Source organism: Streptomyces sp. NPDC059010, from assembly GCF_042740355.1.
GTDB lineage: Bacteria > Actinomycetota > Actinomycetes > Streptomycetales > Streptomycetaceae > Streptomyces.
On sequence record NZ_JBHYJA010000053.1, the window covers coordinates 26556 to 49454 of the forward strand.

A 22899-nucleotide genomic window follows, 5' to 3' on the forward strand; every position below is an offset into this window, starting at 1 on the left:
CGGTACGGGGCCGGGCGGCTTCAAGGGCGCGTGCGGGGGAACGTCTCCAGGGCCTTGGCGAGGCCCGTGGCATCGGTGCCGACCTTGCGGTAGACGCAGGACAGCAACTGCCGCACGCCCTGCTCGGTGAGGCGCAGTTCCTTGGCGATCACCGCCACCGGGTGCCCCTGGACGCTCAGTTCGGCGGTACGGCGCTCCTGCGCGGTCAGCGTGTCCGCCTGCGTGTACCGCAGCGGAAGCGGGCGCATTCCGGCCGCCGCGAGCTCCTGCCTGGCCCGGGCGGTGAGCGCCTCGGCCCCGCAGTGCACGGCGCCTTCCAGTCCCTGGTAGAGCCGGTCGGCGGCCTCCTGGAGGCGGCCGTGGCGGGACAGGGCGGCACCGTGGCCGATCTGGGCGCGGGCGAGCTCGTAGGAGGCGGGCGACTGCTCCAGGTGTTCCACGGCCTCCGCGTACAGGCTGACCGCCGCAGGACCGCCGGTCACTTCGGCGAGGGTGTGGAGGGACTGGCCGATGGTGGAGGCGGCGCCGAAGTCCCGGGCACGCTTGACGGCGTCCAGGGCGTGACCGGCCGCCTTGTCCGGGTCGGTGGGAGCGAGAGCGGACGCCAGGTGCAGCTGCCAAGGGCACCAGGACGGGTTGCGCCAGCCCCGTGCGTCCAGCCAGTCCCCGACGGCGGACAGCAGATGCTCCGCCTCGGAGTGCCGGCCCTCGGCCAGCAGGAGTTCGGCGTACACCGTGCGCGGGTCGGGGTAGATGACGGCGTTCGGGACGATCTCGCCGTACCCGTAGGAGTCGGCGAGACGACGCGCGGCGGCGGTGCGGCCGCGGGCGAGCAGGGTCTGGATGAGGATGCCGATGGCGAACCACTGGGCGGGCACCGCGCCTTCGACCCGGTCGGCGATGCGCAGCCCCTCCCGGACCAGCTGCTCCGCGTCGCTCAGGCAGCCGCGCCGGTAGCGGATGTAGCCGTACAGGGTCTGCCCGAGGGCCAGATGGGAGCCGCGCCAGCCCTTGCCCGTGCACTCGGCGATGCCGTCGGTGAACAGTTCCTCGGCACGTCGCGGCTGGTCGCCGTACATGAAGGTCAGGGCGACCGAGACGGGGACCTCGAAGCCCCGGTTCTCGTCGGTCCAGCTCAGTCCGCCGCGCAGGGCCTGCTCCGCGCACTGCAGGACGGTCTGCCGGGGTTCGCCGCGCACCATGGCGTCCCAGGCCCGCGAACCCAGGATGTAGCGCTCCTCCAGACCGCGGCCGGCCAGCCGTTCGGCGAGCCGGGTCAGCCTGCGTGAGCGGGCGAACGAGTCGGGTTCGTCGGCGCGGAAGGCGCTCCAGACGAAGTGATCGGCCTGCATACGCAGCCGGATGCGGGGATGGGTGGCGAGCCGCGCCTCGTCGGCGGACACGGTCGCCGCCTCGGCCAGCCGGTCCGTGTGGGCCAGCGCCTGGGTCAGCCGGTAGACGATGGAGGCCCGCAGCTGGGGATCCACCTCGGGTTCCGCCAGCGCCTCCTGGAGGTGGCTCACCGTGGCCGTGGGTTCGATCAGGAAGGTCGCGCCCGCGAGCTCGTGCAGGAGCGCGGCGCGGTCCTCCGGTCGGGGCGGTTCCTGCAGCGCACGGGCCAGGGCGCGCCGGGCGGCCTCCGGAGCCCCGGCGCGCAGGTGCTCACGGGCGGCATCGCGCAGGCACGCGACGACCTCGGACCTGCCCTCGCAGGGCACCTCCAGCAGATGCCGGGCGGCGAAGACCGGCCCGAACCCGGCCGCACGGACGGCCTCCGCGGCCCGGTCGTGCAGGCCGACCCGCAGACCGGCGGGGATGGACCGGTAGATCGCCGTCGCGATCAGCGGGTGGACGAACTCCAGCCCGTCCCCGGACTCGGGTGTGTCGGCCAGGATCCGGGCGGTGCGCAGCTTCTCGGTCGCCTCCACCGCCTCCTCGCTGCCGATCACCGCGAGCGCGGCGGCCAGCTCCCGCGACACCGGGGGACCCAGCACGGCCGCGGCCTGGGCGAAACGGACGGTGGCCGTGCCGAGCCGGTGCAGGCTCTCGATCAGTCCCGGGCCCTTGACCGCCGCCGCCAGGTCCCGCATCGCGGGCAACTCGTGCGGTGCGCCCTTCAGGTTCCGTTCGCCGAGCCTGATGGCGAGCTCGACGGTCTCGAACGGGCTGCCGCCGGTGACCGACCAGCACTCGTCGCAGAACTCGTCCTCGGCTTCCTCGCCCAGTTCGTGCCGGACGATCCGGGCCACCCCGGCGGCGCTGAGCCGGGCCAGCGGGTAGGGGCGGTTCCCGTGCCGTTCGACGACCGTACGGAAGGCGGCCGCCTCGGACGGCAGTTCGTCGGGCCGGTAGGCGACGACGATCAGCAGCGGGAGGTCGGCGGTGCGCGGAGCGAACGAGGCGAGCCAGCCGAGCGATTCGAGGTCGGCCCACTGCAGGTCGTCCAGGAGCAGCACGAGGGGCGCCTTCATCGCGGCCAGGCGCGTCATGACCCAGTCGAGGCCGTCGCGCACCCCGGTCGGGTCCGGCGTGTGCGCGGTGTCCGTCGCCTCCAGACCGAGCGCGGCGGCGACGATGTCGTACCAACTCCCCAGGAAGGCACGGCGTTCGGCCTCCTCCACGGTGGCCAGGACGGGCTGGAAGAGCTGACGCACCAGACGGAACGCCAGCTCCTGGTCCTTCTCACCGGCCCGGGCCGAGAGCACCGTGAACCCGAGCTCCGCGGCGCGGGCGCGTGCCTCGGTGAGGAGCGTCGACTTGCCCAGCCCGCCCGGACCGGTGAAGGCGAGCAGCCCGCTGGGCCGAGCCCGCTGCATGCCGTCGGCGGCGTCGCGCAGGTCCGACAACGCGGAGTCGAGCGCTCTGAGTTCGCGCTGGCGCTCAAGCAACGGGCGGGGTTCGGTGTTCGACTGCCACGGCCCATACGCCATCTGCCCTACCGCTTCCTGTCGTTGATCCTCGGAGGACAGCGCAGAGAGTACGCCTCTGGTGGGGGCCTGATGGTCGTATTAGGGGGCCAGGATGACAGAGAAGGATGAATCCCGTGCCGAAGTGGTTCGCTCGTCCACCCATCGGGTAAGAAAATCCGAATGACGCCCGTTCCCGGGAGCCGTGCGCCCGCCGCGCGGCGACGGCGGGCGCACGATGGCTCAGCTGAGAGCCGACGTCAGCGTCGCGTCGGCATAGCGCGGCACGGTGCGGGACCAGTAGTAACAGCCGCGGATCCAGCCGGCCATGCCCTCCACATAGCCGATCCCGGCCGGGCTCAGCCCCGGTTTTATCTCCTCGTAGAGCCGCTCGAACTCGCTGATCGTGCTGTTGATCTGGCGGATGGCCAGCATGACCGCCATCGGCAGTGAGCACCGCAGGGCCCGCTGGTGGGCGAGGGCCAGATTGATCACTCCGCCCGCCCGCTGCTCCTTCACCGCGGAGAACAGGTCGGGTATCCACACGGCCGCGTCGGCCGACAGCCGGCCCAGGCGCTCCATGACGGGGTGATGGAGTTCCTCGGACGCCAGCTCGCACGGCTGCGCCGCTTCGGCCAGCGGGTAGAAGGGCTCCACGCCCGCCGTGAGCGAACGGATCGACGTGCTCAGCCCCAGGCGCGGGGGGAGGGGATGGGCCTGGGCCACGGCCTCGTACAGCAGGCCGTGTACGTACTCGCGGCTCTTCCACGCCCAGCGCGCGGCCTGCGCGGGTGTGCACCGCTCCCGGACCTGCCGGTGGAGATCGGCCAGCGCCGCTCCCAGCGCCGTGGTGGGCGCGGCGTCGTCGCGCAGGATGCCGATGCTCTCGCACAGCATCGGGAGCAGCCGCTCCGGAGACCGTCGGCCGATCTCCTCCGCCCTGTCGTCGAAGACGAATTGATAGGCGATCTGATTGGACACGATCTGGAGAATGTCCAAGTCCACCGTCGGGCTGTTGTAGGCCGCGAGTTCGGCCGGCCGGGTGAAGGCGATCATCGCAGCCACGCCGGCTTCCTCGGTCAGTCCGCACTCGCGTAACCAGATGTCGACACCGGCGGCCGCGTCGTCCGTATCGGGATGGGTGAGGAACGGGAAAGGCATGTACAGATGGGCGTCGATCAGTTCCCTGAGATCGGAGGCCGCAGTTCCGCCCTGAGCGGCGAACGCGACTTCCTCATGCGTCGTCCACACCGTTGTCACCTGCCATTCGGGATGTGTGTGCGGGGTGCGGTGGTAGGGGATGTACGCGGCTCGCAGATCATCACCAATGACCTCGGTCCCAACGTCGCGCCGGGACGCGGCTGTTCGACCGGGCCGGGCAGATGACGCAGGCGCCAACGGCCGGCGACGGTGGCGAGGGCCACGGTCATCTCCGCCATGGAGAGCACGTCGCCGATGCACTTGCGACTGCCCGCGGCGAACGGGATCGTCGCACCGTGCTGCTCGTCGGCGGACCCGCCCGGCAGCCAGCGCCCCGGATCGAATCGGCCCGGATCGGGGAACGACGCGGGATCGTGGTGCATCAGATAGGGGCTGTACAGGACGGTCGCCCCCTGGGGGAGACGGCGGCCGGCGAACTCCGTTTCCCGGGTGGTGACGCGGGTGAAGAGCCAGCCGGGCGGTGAGTGGCGCAGCGTCTCCATGACGACGGCTCGGGTGTGGACGAGCCGCGGCAGGTCGTCGGGACCGGGGCGGCGCCCGCCGGCGAGCACGGCGTCCACCTCGGCGTGCAGGCGGCGCTCCGTCTCCGGGTGCTCCGCCAGCAGGCTGAAGGCGGAGGCCAGGGCCATGGAAGGGCTCTCGGACCCGGTGAGCAGCAGCGAGACGAGGTGGTCGTGGACCTCCTGTTCGGTGATCGCGCCCGCCGAGCCGTCGTCACGCGTGGCCTCCAGCAGCGTCCCCAGCAGGTCGTCCCGGGGAGTGCCCCGGCGGCGCTCGGCGATGGCCGCGTCGATGATGGCGTGCACACTGTCGACCGCGCGCCGGTAACGCCGGTTCGCGGGTGTGGGCACCCGGAACAGGGCCTCGACCGGCACGACCGTGCGCACGAACAGGCCGCGGACGATCGCGGCGAGACTGTGCCGCACCTCGGTGGATGTCGCGGCGTCCATCGAGTCGGAGAAGAGGACGCGGCTGACGACCCCGGTCGTGAACGCCATCGTGGCCGCGCTGACGTCGACCCGCTGCCCGGGCCGCCAGTCACGGCACACCGCCTCGGCCTCCTCGCCCATCCACTCCGTGTGATCGGCCACGCGGGAGGGGCGGAAGTCGGGTTGCAGCAGTCTGCGCTGCCGCCGGTGCTCGGCGTGACGGCATGTCACCACGCCGTCGCCCATCAGCAGCCGGAGCCTGTCGTACTGCGGACCTCCTTTGTCGAAGGTGCGCGTGTCCTTGAGCATCCGGTGGACCAGTTCCGGATGGCACACCATCCAGGCGCGCTGGGGGCCGAGCCGAATTTCGACCAGGTCCCCGTGCGCGGGCAAAGAATTGAGAAATTCCAGCGGGCGCCGGAACAACGCGATACCGTGACCAAGCAGTGGGAATATGCCCGGAGCAGTACCAGTCGTCCATGCCTGTTCCTGTTCAGGTGCGGCACGGCTCATGAGAAACCTCCCGCTCAAATGCGGCACGTGAAGTCGGTGAACGTGCCACGGACTTGACACTTGTGACAAGTCCTGCCCAGTCCGGGCGGCGCCGGGTTTCCCGAATCCTTTCTCCAAAGGGGCGCACAGGAGCATCGGGGAAGCAAAAGAAGCGCAAGAAGCATTCGGGAACGGTCGTTGATGCATCATGCATGGACCGCGATGCCCACTGGTCACTCAGGAGCCACTCAAGAGTGGTCCCGCCTCATGTGGCCTCAACCCATGTGGTCCCGCCCCATGTGGTCCCGCCCCCTGGGGGACGGGACCACACCGATTCAGCGTTCGCGCACGTACACGACCTTCAACGCGGGGGACGCCAGGATGTCCTTCTCGCAGAAGCGTGCGGTCACCCACTTCTCACCGGAGAACAACCGGGTCTGATCGCTGAAGTGGGGCGAATTCGGGTTCGCGGACTGTGAATACGTCAGCAGCGTACGGGCCTCCGGACAGCGGCCGCCGTCCCAGCCCACGGCCTGGATGTGGCTGGAGCCCGTCGTCACCTCCGTATAGCCGCCACGCGCCTGGTCCCAGACCGGCTCGACCTTGTTCCACACACCCAGCCCCTCCGTGCCGCCGGGGACCGGGATGCGCTGCCCGTTCCGTACGACGACCTGGTGCTCGCCGAGACGGGAGTCGAGCGCGATGCCGGCCGCCCGGAGCTCCGCGACCGCGTCCGCGAGGGCCGTGGCGAAGCCGGGGGCGTCGGTGTTGAGGGTGTTCGGGGTGCGCACCGGGTCCGCCGCCGAGAACGGCACCTTCCACCGCTGGGCGGCCGGAACCTTCGCGGACAGCTTCCGCCAGAACCGGTCGAAGAGCAGGGCACCCCGGCTGCCGGTGTCCGCCGTGCGGTCCCAGGCCGCCAGCACCGGACAGGCCCCGGCAACGTCAACGGCCTTGCCATCACTGCCTGTCGCCGTCCCGCCCGGCAGCGCCGCACACGCCTTCGCCACGTCCGCCGCGGCGAGGTCACCGGCGGGCACCCGGTTCATGAACTGCTGCCGCTGCAGGTCCCGTACGGTCAGCCCGCCCCGTTCCGCCATCGCCGCCACGTCCTCGATCGCGCCCCGCGTGCGCATCGAGCGCTGCGTGCCGATATTGCCGAAGACCCGCTCGTACCCCGTGAGCGGCCGGTCGGCGTTGGCCAGCCAGGCGCTGTCGTTGGAGTTCTCCGCGTACGGCGCGTCCCGCAGGGTGGGCATCCGCGCGGGTCCGAAGATCCCCGGCTGTACGGCGTCCTCGTCGCTGCCGAGCGCGCAGTCGCCGCGGGAGCCGTCGAGGACCGCCAGACCTGCCGCCGGGTAGGTGGCCTTGCCGAGGTCGGTCGAGCACCGCGCCGCGAGGTCGTTCGTGATCCGGGGCAGCACCTGCGACTGGGTGTAGAGGGAATGCCCCGAGGAGTCCGCGGCGATGGTGTTCACCCAGGGGAGCCCCTGGTGCCGGGCGAGAGAGGCGAGGACGTCGGCTGTGCCGCGCGCCTTGCCGAAGTCCAGCGAGGTGTCGGCGAAGCGCATGTTGGACGCGTTGGGGTCGCCCAGCGCGTACGCCGTCGTCGCGGTCCAGGGCAGCGGGAGCTCGCCGTCGGTGGAGGCGACGACCGGACCGTAGCGGGTCCACCACTGGGTGCGGGTCACCGGTGCGCCGTCCTTGACCGCGACGGTCACGGTCCGCTTGGTCATCCGGTTGCGCTTGCCGTCCACCACATAGACGGTGGGGTCGGCGGGATCCAGCGTCAGCCGGTGCAGATTGAACGGGACACCGGTCGACACGGTGTGGCTCCACGCCACATGGGCGTTGTAACCGATGGAGATCGTCGGCGAGCCGAGCAGCGACGCGCCGGCGACGTTCAGCTCGCCGGGGATCGTCTGCTGCGCCTGCCAGAAGCGACGTCCGCCGTGCCACGGGTAGTGCGGGTTGCCGAGCAGCAGACCGCGCCCGTTGGCGGTGGTGTCACCGCGGAAGGCGACCGCGTTCGAGCCCATGTCCGCCGACTCGGCGGTCCGCTCCCGCACGGCCCGGATCAGTGCCTCGGCGTCCGGGCCGCCGGCCGCACCTGCCGTGCCCTTGGCGCGGGCGGCGGATCCGGTGGGCGGCTGGGCGGACGTGATGTCGTCCACGGCACCGCCCTGGCCGCCGAGCACGGCGATGGCGTAGAAGCGGGCGGCCACGTCCAGGGCGGTGACCGACCGTACCCAGGCGGCACCCTTGCAGGCGGGGTCGGTGATCCGGTTCTGCTTCAGCCAGGCGTTGTACCCGGCTGCGAAGCCCCCTATGAGGTCCTTGACCTGACGGCTCGGGCCGCGCGGCGCCGGTTCGGTGAGCAGGTTCTCCACCGTGCGTGCCCGACGTACGCCTTGGAAGTACAGGTCGCTGGAGAGGTTCGTGGTGGCCGAGGAGAGGGAGAAGTCGGTCGCCGCGGTCGGCCCGAAGAAGCGTGAACGCTCGCCGCGTACGGTGACGAACCCGTCGGCGAGCGTGCACACCTGGTCGGCGGCCTGCGCCCAACCGGTGCCGAAACCGAGGGACTTGTAGTCCCCGGCGACGATGTGTGGAATGCCGTACTCGGTGTAGCGGACGACGGCGGACATGCCGCCGTGCGAGAGCTGTTCTTGCAGGTCCTGCCGTTCTTGCCGGTCCTGCGGCTCGGCCGCGGCCGCGGGCAGTGCGGCGGTGGCGGTGAGCAGGGCGACGGCCGCGACGAGGAGCCGTCTGGGGCGGGTGCGCATCGTGCCTCCCAACGTCATTGAGGGAAGGAGCCGTTGAGCGTACCAACGGGTATGTGTCCCCGGCACGGTGTTGCGCGTCGTGCTTGACCTGTCCGTGCGACGCACCGAGGATCATGTGACATGACGCCTGGACACGGCAGCACGGTTGACGGGGTGCTGCGACGCAGCGCCCGGCGCACCCCCGCGCGCGTCGCGGTCGACTACCGCGACCGCTCCTGGACATACGAGGAACTCGACCAGGCCGTCTCGCGTGCGGCGAGCGTCCTGCTCGGTCAGGGCCTCACCCCCGGCGACCGGGTCGGCGCCTACGGCCACAACTCGGACGCCTATCTGATCGCGTTCCTCGCCTGCGCCCGCGCGGGCCTCGTCCATGTCCCGGTCAACCAGAACCTCACCGGCGACGACCTCGCGTACATCGTCGGCCAGTCCGGCAGCTCCCTGGTCCTCACCGATCCGGACCTGGCGGATCGACTCCCGGGCGGCGTCCGTACGCTGCCCCTGCGCGACGCAGATGACTCGCTGCTGACGCGACAGGCGACCGCGCCTGCCTACGACGGCCCGGAGGCGCGCAGCGAGGATCTGGTGCAGCTGCTCTACACCTCGGGCACCACGGCCCTGCCCAAGGGCGCGATGATGACCCACCGCGCCCTGGTCCACGAGTACCTGAGCGCGATCACGGCCCTGGACCTGAGTGCGGGCGACCGCCCCGTCCACTCGCTGCCGCTGTACCACTCGGCGCAGATGCATGTGTTCCTGCTGCCGTATCTCGCCGTCGGCGCCACCAACACGATCATCGACGCACCCGACGGCGACCGGCTCCTCGACCTGATCGAGACGGGCGGCGTGGACAGCCTGTTCGCCCCGCCCACGGTGTGGATCGGCCTCGCGGGCCGCCCCGACTTCGCGACCCGTGACCTCGACGGACTGCGCAAGGCCTACTACGGCGCCTCGATCATGCCGGTGCCGGTTCTGGAACGGCTGCGTGAGCGATGGCCGAAGCTGGCCTTCTACAACTGTTTCGGCCAGAGCGAGATCGGCCCGCTGGCCACGGTGCTGGCCCCGGACGAGCACAAGGGCCGGATGGACTCCTGCGGCCGTACCGTGCTCTTCGTCGACGCCCGTGTGGTCGACGAGCACGGCGAGGACGTGCCCGACGGCACCTCCGGCGAGATCGTCTACCGCTCCCCGCAGCTGTGCGAGGGCTACTGGGACAAGCCCGAGGAGACCGCCGAGGCCTTCCGCGACGGCTGGTTCCGCTCCGGTGACCTCGCGGTGCGCGACGCGCACGGCTACTTCACCATCGTCGACCGGGTGAAGGACGTCATCAACTCCGGTGGCGTACTGGTCGCCTCACGGCAGGTGGAGGACGCGCTGTACACGCACGAGGGCGTGGCCGAGGCCGCCGTGATCGGCCTGCCCGACGAGCGCTGGATCGAGGCCGTCACGGCCGTCGTCGTGCCGCGCGGCGAGGTGACCGAGACCGAACTGATCGACCACGCCCGTGAGAAGCTCGCCCACTTCAAGGCGCCGAAGCGGGTGGTGTTCGTGGACGAGCTGCCGCGCAATGCCAGCGGAAAGATCCTCAAGCGGGAGCTGCGGGACCGGTTCGCCGGGACTTTCTCCGGTGATTGACGGATACTGACGGTGACTAACGGGGCCTCAGATCCACGATCCGCCGGATCTTGCCGACGGAGCGCTCCAGTGACTCCGGTTCGACGATCTCCACGGTGACCGACACCCCGATGCCGTCCTTCACCGCCGCCTCGATGGCCCGCGCGGCGGCGTCCCGGGTCTCGGGTGCCGCGTCCCGGCGGGCCTCCGCCCGCACGGTGAGCGCGTCGAGCCGGCCCTCCCGGGTGAGCCGCAGCTGGAAGTGGGGTGCGACGCCCGGTGTGCGCAGCACGATCTCCTCGATCTGGGTGGGGAAGAGGTTCACCCCGCGCAGGATCACCATGTCGTCACTGCGGCCGGTCACCTTCTCCATCCGGCGGAACACCCGCGCCGTGCCCGGCAGCAGCCGTGTCAGGTCCCGGGTCCGGTACCGGACGACCGGCATCGCCTCCTTGGTCAGCGAGGTGAAGACCAGCTCGCCCTCCGCGCCGTCGGGCAGTACCTCACCGCTGATCGGGTCCACGATCTCCGGAAAGAAGTGGTCCTCCCACACATGGAGCCCGTCCTTGGTCTCCACACACTCCTGCGCCACCCCCGGCCCGATCACCTCGGACAGTCCGTATATGTCGACGGCGTCGATCGCGAACCGCTCCTCGATCTCCCGGCGCATCTGCTCCGTCCAGGGCTCGGCACCGAAGATGCCCACACGCAGGGACGTACCGCGCGGATCGACACCCTGCCGCTCGAACTCGTCGAGGAGGGTGAGCATGTACGACGGCGTCACCATGATGACCTCGGGCCTGAGGTCCTGGATCAGCTGGACCTGGCGGGCCGTCATCCCGCCGGATGCGGGGATGACCGTACAGCCCAGTCGTTCGGCCCCATAGTGTGCGCCGAGCCCACCGGTGAACAGCCCATAGCCGTACGCCACATGGACCTTGTCCCCGGGCCGGCCGCCCGCCGCGCGAATCGACCGGGCCACCATGTCGGACCACAGGGAGAGGTCGCCCTCGGTGTAGCCGACGACCGTGGGGCGGCCGGTGGTGCCGCTGGAGGCATGGATGCGGCGGATACGGTCCTGGGGCACGGCGAACATCCCGTACGGGTAGTTCTCGCGCAGGTCGGCTTTGGTGGTGAACGGGAAGCGGGCCAGATCGGCGAGCGAACGGCAGTCGTCGGGCCGTACTCCGGCCTTGTCGAAGGACTGGCGGTAGAACGGCACGTTGTCGTACGCGTGCCGCAGCGACTTCCGCAGCCGCTCCAGCTGCACCGCCCGCAGTGCCTCCGGGTCGAGCCGTTCCCCCGAATCCAGCAGCTCCGTCGTGTCCGCCATGGGGGCTTCTCCCTCACCAACCGCGTCAATCCGGACGACCGATCATTCGGTCCGGGTGTTCGGGATCAGTAATTCAGGCGGTGCTTGATCGGGCAAGGGGGCGGGCCGCACTTTTCCCGCACCGGGTCGCCCGGCGTCGGCCTTGCGGGGACGGGCCGCCTGCGTCCGGACTCTCGGCGCTCGTTAAGGTTTTGGCAAAGAACGCCGCACCGCACACCTGAACGAGACAGGGGGACAACCGTGGGCGCACCACGCCTGAGCAGCACACCCTTGCCCGGCATCGGGGTCCGCTACGACCTCACCACGCGCGAACAACGCCGACTGTCGGTGGTCGCGCACCGCGACGGATCCCGGGCACTGAGCGCCTACCGCAAGGACGATCCGGACGCGTGCGCGCTGTCGGTACGCCTCACCTCCGGGGAGGCGGCCACACTGATCGACGCGCTGATGCCGGCCCACCACAGCCCCAACCTGCTGTCCACCACCGAACTGGGCCTCGTCGCCGAGCGGATCGAGCTGTCCGCCACGTCGCACTGGAACGGACGGCTGCTGGGCGAGACCCGGATGCGCACCGAGACAGGCGTGTCCATCGTGGCCGTGCTGCGCCGCGCCGAGGCGATCCCCTCCCCGGCGCCCGACTTCCGGCTGGCCGGCGGCGACACCCTGATCGTCATCGGCACGCGCGAGGGCGTGGAGGCTGCCGCCGAGATACTCGGACGGGAGTGAGCCGCGATGCACAACTCCGCGGTCTTCCTCATCGAGTTCGGCGCGATCATCCTCGGCCTCGGCCTGCTGGGCCGGTTCGCCGCGCGCTTCCAGTTCTCACCGATACCCCTGTACCTCCTGGCCGGGCTCGCCTTCGGCGAAGGCGGGCTGCTTCCCCTGGGCACCAGCGAGGAGTTCGTCGCCATCGGCGCCGAGATCGGCGTGATCCTGCTGTTGCTGATGCTCGGCCTTGAGTACACGGCCAGCGATCTCGTCTCCAACCTCAAGACCCAGTACCCGGCCGGACTCGTCGACGCCGCGCTGAACGCGCTGCCGGGCGCCGGTATGGCCCTGTTGCTCGGCTGGGGCCCGGTCGCCGCCGTCGTACTGGCAGGCGTCACCTGGATCTCGTCCTCCGGCGTCATCGCCAAGGTCCTCGGCGACCTCGGTCGGCTCGGCAACCGCGAGACCCCGGTCGTGCTCAGCATCCTGGTCCTCGAAGACCTCTCCATGGCCGTCTACCTGCCGATCGTCACGGCCCTGCTGGCCGGTGCCGGTCTCGCCGCGGGCAGCGTCACCCTCGCCATCGCGCTCGGCGTCGCCGGACTCGTCCTGCTGCTCGCCGTGCGCTACGGCCGCCACATCTCGCGGTTCGTCTCCAGCGACGACCCCGAGAAGCTGCTGCTCGTCGTGCTGGGCCTCACCCTGGTCGTGGCCGGGCTCGCGCAGCAGCTCCAGGTCTCCGCCGCCGTCGGCGCGTTCCTGGTGGGCATCGCCCTGTCCGGCGAGGTGGCCGAGGGCGCGCACAACCTGCTGGCGCCGCTGCGGGACCTGTTCGCCGCGGTGTTCTTCGTCTTCTTCGGGCTGCACACCGACCCCGCGAGCATCCCGCCGGTCCTCCTGCCCGCCCTCGCCCTGGCCGCCGTCACCGCGCTCACGAAGATCGCCACCGGCTACTGGGCCGCCAAGCGGGCCGGAATCTCCGCCAAGGGCCGCTGGCGCGCGGGCGGCACCCTGGTCGCCCGCGGCGAGTTCTCCATCGTCATCGCCGGGCTCGCCGTCACCGCCGGCATCGAACCGTCACTGGGTCCGCTGGCCACCGCCTATGTGCTGATCCTGGTGATCCTCGGTCCGCTGACAGCCCGTTACACCGAGCCCGTGGCGACCCGAGTGACGGAGCGTCTGGGCAGGCGGGCATCGCGGAGCCCGGCGGTGGGCCGGGGTGAGGGTGAGGCCGAGCCGTCGGTGGACGTGGCGCACGATGCGGTGCAGGGGCAGGACGTGGTCGGTCGGCCCTGACGGCTGGACAGGGCGCGCATGGGCGGACCGGGCGCGCGTTGGCGGATCACCGTCCTCGCCCTGATCCCTGCCAGCACGGCACGGCACGACGGAGCGGCACGGCATGGCATTGCACTGCTGCTGCGCGTGACCCGCGTCCTGCGCGCCGCCCGCTTCCCGCCCCGCCAGCGGGGCCCAACACCGTCCGGGTACCGTGCCGTTGTGGACAGAGAACCCCGCACTGTAAAAGCCAACGGCATCACCCTGGCCTACCGCACCTGGGGCCCCGAGGACGCGCCGCCCGTGCTTCTGCTGCACTGCCGCGGCGCCGACGGCGCGGACTGGGCGCGGATCGCGGAAGCGCTGGCCACGGGTTCGCGGCCCCGCCGGGTGTATGCCCCCGATCTGCGGGGGCACGGGCGCAGCGACTGGCCGGGCACGGATCCTGGCTCTGGACCGGAGGTGTACCGGTACGAGGTGATGCGCGACGACATACGCGCCTTCCTCACCGCCCTCGGACTCGACCGGGTCGATGTCATCGGCCACTCACTGGGCGGTGCGGTGGCCTACCTCCTCGCGCAGCAGTCGCCGGAGCTCGTACGACGGCTGGTCCTGGAGGACGTACCGGCCCCGATCCCGCTCGATCCGCCCCGGCCGCCCGCCGAACGGCCCGACGGTGAGCTGCCGTTCGACTGGGCGATGGTGTTGGCGACCGACATGGAGCGCAACGCCCCTGATCCTGTGTGGTGGGACCACATGGGGCGGATCACCATGCCGACGCTGCTGATCGGGGGTGGGCCCACCAGTCTCATCCCGCAGGACCAGATCGCCGTACTTGCCGGCCTCGTCCCCGACGCCCGGGTGGTGACGATCGACGCCGGGCATCTGGTGCACGAGAGCCGGCCCGAGGACTTCCTGGCGGCCGTCGAGGAGTTTCTGGCGGGGTAACGGCAGCAGGCCTGCGGGCGAGGCTGCGAGGCTGCGAGGCTCGGGCGAGGGCGCCGGGTGCGCCTCAGCGGCCGGCCCGGCGCCGGTACCGGACATAACCGGCGGTGAGCCCCAGCGCGCCGACGGCGAGGCCGGTTCCCAGAGCAACCTCGAAGTCCGCCGGCCCCGTGGCACCGCCCAGGCCACCCCTCACTCCCTGCGTGGGAACCGGCGAGAGGGTGGCCGGCGGGACTGTGGTCGGTGACAGTGTGGCCGGTGAGAGCGTGGGAGGCGGCGACGGCACCGTCACTCCGCGCCGCGGCAGGATCTCGCAGGCGATGCCGTCGTCCACGCCCTGGTCCTCGTCCAGGCGGTGGGGATCGCCGAGGTCGCGGTTGAACTCCGCCTGCGCGTCCTCCTGGAAGGCGAAGTCCCGGCAGTCCAGGTCGGTCCGGGCATGGGCGGCGTAGGCCAGGGGAGCCACCGGGCCGGCTGTGACGAGAGCGGTGAGCGCGGTCGCGCACAGCACCGGTATGCGTCTGTTCACGGACGTTCCCTTTCGGTCCTGAGGTCTCCACGACCCTCACTGCGACCGTAGGGACGCCCCCGCTCACCGTCGCGTCCGGTTACGCCGTACGAATTACGCCGCACGAGGTCACCGCCCATCGGTGACGCCCGTACGGCGCAATGCGCGCACTCAGCCCGCGTGAGGCCCGTACGCCGTCATGAACCGGTCCCGGAAGCTGTCCATGCCCCAGGTCGGGGCGTTCTGGGCAGGCTTGAGGCCGTCCGTCCAGTTCCAGTCGGCGATCCGGTCCAGGACCTTCTGGTCGCGGGCGACGATCGTGACGGGGACGTCCTTGCTGGTGCTGCCGGCGGTGACCGTCGGGACGGGCTGGTGGTCGCCGAGGAAGACGAGGACCGTGTCGTCGGTGCCGTAGCGCTGGACCCATTCGGTGAGGCTGTGGATCGAGTACTCGATGGCACGGCGGTACTCGGTGCGCACGCGCTCGGGGTCCTTCCAGACCTCCTTGGGGTCGGTGCCCTCCTTCTTGATCTGATGGAAGACCGAGCCGTCACCGAGGTCGTCCCAGTCGACCATGCGGGCGATGGGCGACCAGGGGTTGTGGCTGGAGGCCAGGATGATCTCCGCCATGATCGGCTCGCGGTCCTTCTTGCCGTGCTCCAGGCGCTGGAAGGCCTCCAGGCTGAACTGGTCGGGCACGGGCGTCCAGCTGAAGTACGGGCCCTGGTAGCCGAGGTGCTCGGAGTCGTAGATGTGGTCGAGGGCGAAGAACTTGCCCTCGGGCCAGGCCCGCCGCACGCCGGGCACGACACCGACCGTGCGCCAGGCGCCGGTCTTGCGGAAGTAGCTGTTCAGCGTCGCGCGGTCGCTGGTGGTCAGACTCCGGTACCGCTGCTGGTTCTTGATCCAGAGGCCGGAGAGGAAGGTGGAGTGGGCCAGCCAGCTGCCCGCCCCCGTCACCGGCGACCGCAGCCAGGCACTGCGTGACTGGAACCCGGCCGCCTTGAGCGAGTTCGTGCCCTCCTTGAGCGTCGCGTCGATCTGCGGGGCCATCGCCGGGTCGTCGATCGCGACCCGGCCGTAGCTCTCGATGAACGTGAACAGCACGTCCTTGCCGCGCAGCCCCGTCAGCAACTGGTCCGGCGGCGTCTTCGCGAAGGCGTCCACGGCCGCCTGCTTCTGGAAGACCCGCCCGTCCCTCAGGCCCGCGCGCACCTGCTCGACACGGTTGTTGAGGAACTCGGCGTTGCCCTTGGTGGCGAGCGGGACGCCGGTGATCTGGATGCTGAGGGTCATACAGGTGATCCACGCGGTACCGAGGATCAGCGTCGTACGGGCGGCGACGGGCCGGTGCCGGACCATGAAGTTCGTGACCCGCACCATCGCGAGCGTCATCAGTACGAGCACGGCGACGAGCAGGACGATCACCCCGACCACCGCGAGCACCTGACCGGTGCGCCCGAACGACTCCCGGACGAACTCCGCCGCGTCGTCGAGCAGGATCCAGTCCAGGACCAGGTCGAACGGGCGGGCCAGGACCTGGTAGAAGCCCATGTCGACGAACTTCAGCACGGTGAGCAGACCGAGCAGCGCGCCCGACACCACCGCCATCAGCCGCCGGGACCGCGTCGGCAGCGCCAGCAGCAGGCCCGCGAGCAGGATCCCCTCGGCGGGGAGGCGGAAGAACGCATCGGGGGTGAGCCGTTCGAGACGGTTCGGCACGAGGAGCGCGAAGAGCACCAGCGCGCCGGCCAGGACCGTCGTCCCCACGCTGACGCCGCGAGCGGTACGGGGGTAGCGACGCCGCCACCCGAACCAGCCGGGGGAGGGGGAGCCGGACGGCTCCTCGGAAGGGCTCGCCTTGGCTTCGTCGCCCGCTTCAGCGTCATCGCCCGCCTTGGCGGCCTCGCTCGACTCAGCCTCATCGCCCGCTGCGACCGCCTGGCCTGCCTTGCCCTCATGGCTCGCTTTGGCCGCCTCGCCTGCCTCAGCCTCATCGCCCGCCGTGGCCGCTTCGGCCGCCTCGTCCACATCGTCCGACTCGACTGCCTGTGCCGTCTCAGCCGCGTCGGACGCGTCGGCTCCGTCGGCCGTCGCAGCCGTCTTGGCCGATTCAGCCGCCTTGGCCGTCCCACCCGCGGCGGCTGCTCCGCCCGCCCCGCCCGCTTCCTTCGCCCCCGCTTCCTTCGTCTCCGTCTCTTCCGTGTCCTGCGTTGCTTCCTCTGTTGCCTCCTGTGACACCCGGAGGACCTCCCGTGCGGTCTTGCGATGGCATGGCGAACAGCGCCCGATGACCGAGCCTGCCACCACGAGTACGTCCGCACGTCACCTTAGGTTCAATGAGAGCTGCCCGGAATTCATCCGTCCGCTGCCGCCGCCACCTCACGCGCCCACCGGTAGTCCGCCTTGCCGCTGGGCGAGCGCCGAATGGCCTCGGTGAGCACCAGCTGGCGCGGGACCTTGTACCCGGCGAGATGGGAGCGGCAGTGCGTCTGGATGTCCGCCAGCGAAGGCCGCGCCGCACCCGCCCGCAGCTGCACCACGGCCGCCACATGGTGTCCCCACCTGGGGTCCGGTACCCCGGCCACCAGCGCGTCGTACACATCGGGATGGGACTTGAGGGCCTGCTCGACCTCCTCCGGGTACACCTTCTCGCCCCCGGTGTTGATGCACTGCGAGCCACGGCCCAGCACGGTGACGACGCCCTCCTCGTCGACCGTGGCCATGTCGCCGAGCAACACCCATCGCTCACCGTCCTTCTCGAAGAAGGTCTCGGCGGTTTTCCCCGGGTCGTTGTAGTAGCCGAGCGGCACATGGCCGCACTGCGCGACCCGGCCCACCTCGCCCACCGCGACCGGCTCGTGGGTGGCCGGATCGACCACCTGGGTACGGGAGTTGACGCGGATGCGGAAGCCGCGCTTCGGGCCGGAGTCCTCGGTCGCGGTGCCGTTGAAGCCGGACTCCGAGGAGCCGAAGTTGTTCAGCAGCACTACGTTGGGGACCAGCTCCTGGAACTGCCGGCGCACCGTGTCGGACATGATCGCGCCGGACGACGACACGCTGAACATCGACGAGCAGTCCGTGCCCTTCATGGGCCCGCTGAGCGCGTCGACCAGCGGCCGCAGCATCGCGTCGCCGACCAGCGACATGCTGGTGACCTTCTCCTTCTCGATCGTCCGCAGGACCTCCTCCGGCACGTACTTGCGGTGGATCACCACACGCTGGCCGAAGTTGAAGCCGATGAAGGCGGTCAGGGTGGACGTCCCGTGCATCAGCGGGGCGGTGGGGAAGAAGGTGATCCCGTCGCCGCCCGCCGCCACCCGCTCGGCGAGCTCCTCCGGCTTCTGCACCGGCTCACCGGTCGGCGCTCCGCCTCCCAGCCCCGAGAAGAACAGGTCTTCCTGGCGCCACATCACACCCTTGGGCATCCCGGTGGTGCCGCCGGTGTAGATGATGAACTGGTCGTCCCCGGACCGTGCCGGGAACCCGCGCTCGGGCGACCCGGCGGCCTCGGCGTCCGCGAAGGCGACGGCAGGCAAGGAGGGCCCGACCCGCGCGCCCGGTGCATCGGCCGCACCCGGCGCAGCCTCGCCCTTCCGCACCAGATGCCGCAGCCGGTCCACCCGGGGCAGCGCCGCCGCCACCCGCTCCGTGAACTCGGCGTCGAAGACCAGGGCCACCAGATCGGCGTCCCGGTAGAGGTACACCAACTCCTCTTCCACATAGCGGTAGTTGACGTTGACCGGAACGATCCGCGCCTTCAGGCAGCCCAGTACCGTCTGCAGATACTCGACGCCGTTGTAGAGGTGGAGCCCGAGGTGCTCGCCGGGACGTATCCCGCTGTCGATCAGATGATGGCCGATCCGGTTGGCGGCCGCGTCCAGCTCCGCGTACGTCAGACGGCGCTCCGCACCCGTGCCCGGGTGGTCGACGTACACGAGTGCCTCGCGGTCGGGAACCGCGTCGACGACCGACTCGAACAGGTCGGCAAGGTTGTACTCCACCGTTCCTCCTGGACCTCGGTCACGGCCTGGCTCTCCGACGGTTCGCCGGTCATCAGAGCAAAGGGCGGCACAACTGTGAAGCCTCCGCGCAAAAGAATCTGACTGTCTGTCAGAAAACCCTTGAAGTGCTCTGCCGCCTACTGCAACCTGTTCTCGTTCTGTCAGAGGGGAGAGGGCTCATGGGTGGGACGGAACACCTCACGATGCGACGCGAGGGCGCCACACTGGTGCTCACGCTCAACAGGCCCGAGGCGAAGAACGCGCTCTCGTTGCCGATGCTGGTGGGTCTCCACGACGGCTGGGTCGAGGCCGACGCCGACGACTCGGTCCGCTCGATCGTGTTCACCGGAGCGGGCGGCTGCTTCTGCGCGGGCATGGACCTCAAGGCCCTCGCCGGCAACGGCATGACGGGCCAGCAGTACCGCGACCGGCTCAAGGCCGATCCCGACCTGCACTGGAAGGCGATGCTCCGCCACCATCGCCCGCGCAAGCCGGTGATCGCGGCCGTCGAGGGGCACTGCGTCGCGGGCGGCACCGAGATGCTCCAGGGCACGGACATCCGGGTCGCCGGTGAGTCGGCCACCTTCGGGCTCTTCGAGGTCAGGCGGGGGCTGTTCCCGATCGGCGGCTCCACGGTCCGCCTGCAACGGCAGATCCCGCGCACCCACGCACTGGAGATGCTGCTCACCGGCCGCCCCTACAGCGCTCGCGAGGCGGCCGGCATCGGTCTGATCGGCCATGTCGTCCCCGACGGCACGGCCCTCGACAAGGCCCTGGAGATCGCCGACCTGGTCAACGCCTGCGGACCGCTCGCCGTGGAGGCCGTGAAGGCGTCCGTGTACGAGACCGCCGAGATGACCGAGACCGACGGTCTCGCCGCCGAACTGAAGCGCGGCTGGCCGATCTTCGACACCGCCGACGCGAAGGAAGGCGCCCGCGCCTTCGCGGAGAAGCGGTCACCCGACTACAAGCGAGCCTGACGAGGGAGCCACCGTGCCGGACGTTCTCAAAGCCCCCCTGGTCGTCGAGTTCCCCTTCACCCGCTCCCTCGGCCCCGTCCAGAGCGCCTTCCTGACCGGCCTGCGCGAACGCGCCGTCCTCGGGGTGCGCACCCGCGACGGCCGCACCCTCGTCCCACCCGTCGAGTACGACCCCGTCACCGCCGAGGAGATCCGAGACCTGGTCGAGGTCGCCCCCACCGGCACGGTCACCACCTGGGCCTGGAACCACGCCCCGCGCCGCGACCAGCCCCTCGACACGCCCTTCGCCTGGGTCCTGGTCCGCCTCGACGGCGCCGACACCGCCCTCCTGCACGCCCTCGACGCTCCCGGCCCCGACGCCGTGCACGCCGGCATGCGGGTCCGGATCCGCTGGGCCGGGGAACGCGTCGGCGCGATCACCGACATCGCCTGCTTCGAGCCGTACGACGCCGGCTTGGGCAACGACGGCCGAAGCGGTGGCGGCGTGGCCGAACCCGCCCGTCACACCGGCCAGTTCGAGGACCCGGTCACCGGCATCATCGCCCCCGCCCGTCTCGACTACACCTACTCACCCGGCCGCGCCCAGACCGCCTACATCAACGCGCTGGCCGAACACCGCAACGTCGGCGAGCGCTGCCCGTCCTGCCGCAAGGTGTACGTCCCGCCGAGGGGTGCGTGCCCCACATGTGGCCTCGCCACATCGGAACAGGTCGAAGTGGGGCCCCACGGCACAGTCACCACGTTCTGCATCGTCAACATCAAGGCGAAGAACCTGGACATCGAAGTGCCCTACGTCTACGGCCACATCGCCCTCGACGGCGCCGGCCTCTCCCTGCACGGCCGGATCGGCGGGATCCCCTACGACCAGGTGCGGATGGGCCTGCGGGTCGAACCGGTGTGGACACAGGGCGCCCGCTACCCCGACCACTACCGGCCCACGGGCGAGCCCGACGCGGACTACGACACCTACCGGGAGCTGCTGTGAACCGCGAGATCGCCGTCGTCGCCTTCGCACAGACCGACCACCGGCGCACCAGCGAGGAGCTCTCCGAGGTAGAGATGCTCATGCCCGTGCTGCACGAGGTGCTGGCGCAGACCGGCCTGAAGACCGCCGACATCGGCTTCACCTGCTCCGGCTCCAGCGACTACCTCGCCGGCCGCGCCTTCTCCTTCACCCTCGCCCTCGACGGCGTCGGCGCCTGGCCGCCGATCTCCGAGTCGCACGTCGAGACGGACGGCGCGTGGGCGCTGTACGAGGCATGGACCAAGCTGCTGACCGGGGACGCCGACACCGCGCTCGTCTACTCCTACGGCAAGTCCTCACCCGGCCCCCTGCGCGACGTCCTCACCCGCCAGCTCGACCCCTACTACGTCGCCCCGCTCTGGCCCGACTCCGTCGCCCTCGCCGCCCTCCAGGCCCAGTCCCTCATCGACGCCGGCGACACCGACGAACCCGCCCTCGCCGCGGTCGCCGCCCGCAGCCGCGCGGACGCCGCCGACAACTCCCATGCCCAGCTGCGGGGTTCGGTGCCGCACGGCGAGTACGTCGTACGACCGCTGCGTACCGGTGACTGCCCGCCCATCGGCGACGGAGCCGCCGCCGTGATCCTCGCGGCGGGGGAGCGGGCCCGCGAGCTGTGCGACCGGCCCGCCTGGATCCGCGGCATCGATCACCGCATCGAGGCACACAGTCTCGGTGTGCGCGACCTGACCGACTCACCCTCGACCCGGCTCGCCGCCGAGAAGGCGGGCGCGTTCGAACGGCCCGTGGACACCGCCGAGTTGCACGCGCCCTTCACCGCGCAGGAAGTCGTCCTGCGCAAGGCGCTCAAGCTCGACGACGGTGTGCGCGTCAACCCGTCCGGCGGGGCGCTCGCCGCGAACCCCGTCATGGCCGCCGGGCTCATCCGCATCGGCGAGGCCGCCGCCCGGGTCCACCGGGGCGAGTCCGACCGCGTCCTCGCGCACGCCACGTCCGGCCCGTGCCTCCAGCAGAACCTGGTCGCCGTACTCGAAGGGGATCCGCGATGAGCAAGGAGCCCGTGGCCGTCGTAGGCGTCGGTCAGACCAAGCACGTCGCGGCGCGCCGGGACGTGTCGATCGCGGGACTGGTCCGGGAGGCCGCCGGGCGGGCTCTGGACGACGCCGAGCTGACGTGGGCGGACGTCGACGCCGTGGTCATCGGCAAGGCGCCCGACTTCTTCGAGGGCGTGATGATGCCGGAGCTGTACCTCGCCGACGCGCTCGGCGCGGTCGGCAAGCCCATGCTCCGGGTGCACACGGCCGGGTCGGTCGGCGGATCCACGGCCCTGGTCGCCGCCAACCTGGTCGCGGCCCGGGTGCACGGCACCGTGCTGACGCTGGCCTTCGAGAAGCAGTCCGAGTCGAACGCCATGTGGGGACTGTCCCTGCCGATCCCCTTCCAGCAGCCCCTGCTGGCCGGCGCGGGCGGCTTCTTCGCGCCGCACGTGCGCGCGTACATGCGGCGCAGCGGCGCACCCGACACGGTCGGCTCCCTGGTGGCGTACAAGGACCGGCGCAACGCGCTGAAGAACCCGTACGCCCATCTGCACGAGCACGACATCACCCTGGAGAAGGTCCAGGCCTCGCCCATGCTGTGGGACCCGATCCGCTACTCGGAGACCTGCCCCTCCTCCGACGGCGCCTGCGCGATGATCCTCACCGACCGGGCCGGAGCCGCCCGTGCACCCCGGCCGCCCGCCTGGATGCTCGGCGGCGCCATGCGCAGCGAGCCCACCCTCTTCGCGGGCAAGGACGCCGTGTCGCCGCAGGCCGGCAAGGACTGCGCGGCGGACGTGTACCGGCAGGCCGGGATCGCCGACCCGCGCCGGGACATCGACGCCGTCGAGATGTACGTGCCGTTCTCCTGGTACGAGCCCATGTGGCTGGAGAACCTCGGCTTCGCCGCCGAGGGCGAGGGCTGGAAGCTCACCGAGTCAGGGGTGACGGAACTCGACGGTGACCTGCCGGTGAACATGTCCGGCGGCGTCCTGTCCACCAACCCCATCGGGGCCTCCGGCATGATCCGCTTCGCGGAGGCGGCCCTCCAGGTGCGCGGACAGGCCGGGGAACACCAGGTCGAGCGGGCCCGGAAGGTACTGGGACACGCCTATGGCGGTGGGTCCCAGTTCTTCTCGATGTGGCTCGTGGGCTCGGCGCCCCCGGACGCCTGAGCCCCTTCAC

General features: G+C 70.9%; 16 protein-coding genes. 8 read left to right on the forward strand and 8 right to left on the reverse strand.

Translation table 11 applies throughout. The features are described 5' to 3' along the window. Positions 1 to 20: 20 nt before the first annotated feature. From ACFWYS_RS39305 to ACFWYS_RS39320, 4 genes are all read right to left on the reverse strand, one after another. Positions 21 to 2930: an ATP-binding protein gene (locus tag ACFWYS_RS39305; RefSeq protein WP_384780096.1), complete on the reverse strand. Its 2910-nt coding sequence runs from the start codon at positions 2928 to 2930 to the stop codon at positions 21 to 23. Positions 2931 to 3149: 219 nt separating this feature from the next. Then, positions 3150 to 4157: a (-)-alpha-amorphene synthase gene (locus ACFWYS_RS39310; RefSeq protein ID WP_384780098.1), complete on the reverse strand. Its 1008-nt coding sequence runs from the start codon at positions 4155 to 4157 to the stop codon at positions 3150 to 3152. A 5-nt stretch (positions 4158 to 4162) separates the two neighbouring features. Beyond that, positions 4163 to 5449 carry a cytochrome P450 gene (locus ACFWYS_RS39315; protein ID WP_384780101.1) on the reverse strand — a complete coding sequence of 429 codons (1287 nt, stop codon included), beginning with the start codon at positions 5447 to 5449 and terminating at the stop codon, positions 4163 to 4165. A gap of 434 nt (positions 5450 to 5883) precedes the next feature. Then, positions 5884 to 8331, reverse strand: coding sequence for a penicillin acylase family protein (locus tag ACFWYS_RS39320; protein ID WP_384780104.1), 2448 nt, complete (start codon positions 8329 to 8331; stop codon positions 5884 to 5886). 120 nt (positions 8332 to 8451) lie between these two features. Between ACFWYS_RS39320 and ACFWYS_RS39325 the strand changes: the two genes are divergently transcribed. Further along, entirely contained in the window at positions 8452 to 9963 is a 1512-nt protein-coding gene (locus ACFWYS_RS39325; RefSeq protein ID WP_384780107.1) for an acyl-CoA synthetase, read from the forward strand. A 16-nt stretch (positions 9964 to 9979) separates the two neighbouring features. Here ACFWYS_RS39325 and paaK read toward each other — a convergent pair whose 3' ends face one another. Continuing rightward, positions 9980 to 11275 carry a phenylacetate--CoA ligase PaaK gene (paaK, locus tag ACFWYS_RS39330; RefSeq protein ID WP_384780109.1) on the reverse strand — a complete coding sequence of 432 codons (1296 nt, stop codon included), beginning with the start codon at positions 11273 to 11275 and terminating at the stop codon, positions 9980 to 9982. Positions 11276 to 11515: 240 nt separating this feature from the next. Here paaK and ACFWYS_RS39335 point away from each other — a divergent pair, with 240 nt between their 5' ends. From ACFWYS_RS39335 to ACFWYS_RS39345, 3 genes are all read left to right on the forward strand, one after another. Beyond that, complete coding sequence (locus ACFWYS_RS39335; RefSeq protein WP_272118804.1) at positions 11516 to 12001, forward strand: cation:proton antiporter regulatory subunit; 486 nt, start codon at positions 11516 to 11518, stop codon at positions 11999 to 12001. Positions 12002 to 12007: 6 nt separating this feature from the next. Continuing rightward, entirely contained in the window at positions 12008 to 13279 is a 1272-nt protein-coding gene (locus ACFWYS_RS39340; RefSeq protein ID WP_384780112.1) for a cation:proton antiporter, read from the forward strand. Positions 13280 to 13480: 201 nt separating this feature from the next. After that, positions 13481 to 14206 carry an alpha/beta fold hydrolase gene (locus tag ACFWYS_RS39345; protein WP_384780115.1) on the forward strand — a complete coding sequence of 242 codons (726 nt, stop codon included), beginning with the start codon at positions 13481 to 13483 and terminating at the stop codon, positions 14204 to 14206. 64 nt (positions 14207 to 14270) lie between these two features. Here ACFWYS_RS39345 and ACFWYS_RS39350 read toward each other — a convergent pair whose 3' ends face one another. The 3 genes from ACFWYS_RS39350 to ACFWYS_RS39360 all read right to left on the reverse strand — a co-directional run bounded on the left by ACFWYS_RS39350 (position 14271) and on the right by ACFWYS_RS39360 (position 18715). After that, positions 14271 to 14732, reverse strand: coding sequence for an excalibur calcium-binding protein (locus tag ACFWYS_RS39350; RefSeq protein WP_384780118.1), 462 nt, complete (start codon positions 14730 to 14732; stop codon positions 14271 to 14273). Positions 14733 to 14882: 150 nt separating this feature from the next. Continuing rightward, complete coding sequence (locus ACFWYS_RS39355; RefSeq protein WP_384780121.1) at positions 14883 to 16952, reverse strand: sulfatase; 2070 nt, start codon at positions 16950 to 16952, stop codon at positions 14883 to 14885. Between the two features lie 116 nt (positions 16953 to 17068). Continuing rightward, positions 17069 to 18715, reverse strand: a complete 1647-nt coding sequence (locus ACFWYS_RS39360; RefSeq protein ID WP_384780124.1) for an acyl-CoA synthetase — start codon at positions 18713 to 18715, stop codon at positions 17069 to 17071. Between the two features lie 179 nt (positions 18716 to 18894). Between ACFWYS_RS39360 and ACFWYS_RS39365 the strand changes: the two genes are divergently transcribed. From ACFWYS_RS39365 to ACFWYS_RS39380, 4 genes are read left to right on the forward strand one after another with little or no spacing between them, the layout of a single operon-like run. Then, the gene (locus tag ACFWYS_RS39365; protein ID WP_384780127.1) at positions 18895 to 19695 is read left to right on the forward strand and encodes a crotonase/enoyl-CoA hydratase family protein; all 801 of its coding nucleotides are present in this window, start codon (positions 18895 to 18897) and stop codon (positions 19693 to 19695) included. A 13-nt stretch (positions 19696 to 19708) separates the two neighbouring features. Next, positions 19709 to 20680: a Zn-ribbon domain-containing OB-fold protein gene (locus ACFWYS_RS39370; protein ID WP_384780130.1), complete on the forward strand. Its 972-nt coding sequence runs from the start codon at positions 19709 to 19711 to the stop codon at positions 20678 to 20680. After that, on the forward strand, positions 20677 to 21726 hold the full coding sequence (locus ACFWYS_RS39375; protein ID WP_384780133.1) for a thiolase domain-containing protein: 1050 nt from the start codon (positions 20677 to 20679) through the stop codon (positions 21724 to 21726). Before ACFWYS_RS39370 ends, ACFWYS_RS39375 begins: the two co-directional genes overlap by 4 nt. After that, on the forward strand, positions 21723 to 22889 hold the full coding sequence (locus ACFWYS_RS39380; RefSeq protein ID WP_384780136.1) for a thiolase domain-containing protein: 1167 nt from the start codon (positions 21723 to 21725) through the stop codon (positions 22887 to 22889). Before ACFWYS_RS39375 ends, ACFWYS_RS39380 begins: the two co-directional genes overlap by 4 nt. Positions 22890 to 22899 lie beyond the last annotated feature (10 nt).

What these genes read in the sequence shown, in the direction of transcription:
- ACFWYS_RS39305 (WP_384780096.1), bottom strand. Translation starts at nt 2,930, where the DNA reads ATGGCGTATGGGCCGTGGCAGTCGAACACCGAACCCCGCCCGTTGCTT.
- ACFWYS_RS39320 (WP_384780104.1), bottom strand. Translation starts at nt 8,331, where the DNA reads ATGCGCACCCGCCCCAGACGGCTCCTCGTCGCGGCCGTCGCCCTGCTC.
- ACFWYS_RS39325 (WP_384780107.1), top strand. Translation starts at nt 8,452, where the DNA reads ATGACGCCTGGACACGGCAGCACGGTTGACGGGGTGCTGCGACGCAGC.
- paaK (WP_384780109.1), bottom strand. Translation starts at nt 11,275, where the DNA reads ATGGCGGACACGACGGAGCTGCTGGATTCGGGGGAACGGCTCGACCCG.
- ACFWYS_RS39340 (WP_384780112.1), top strand. Translation starts at nt 12,008, where the DNA reads ATGCACAACTCCGCGGTCTTCCTCATCGAGTTCGGCGCGATCATCCTC.
- ACFWYS_RS39365 (WP_384780127.1), top strand. Translation starts at nt 18,895, where the DNA reads ATGGGTGGGACGGAACACCTCACGATGCGACGCGAGGGCGCCACACTG.
- ACFWYS_RS39380 (WP_384780136.1), top strand. Translation starts at nt 21,723, where the DNA reads ATGAGCAAGGAGCCCGTGGCCGTCGTAGGCGTCGGTCAGACCAAGCAC.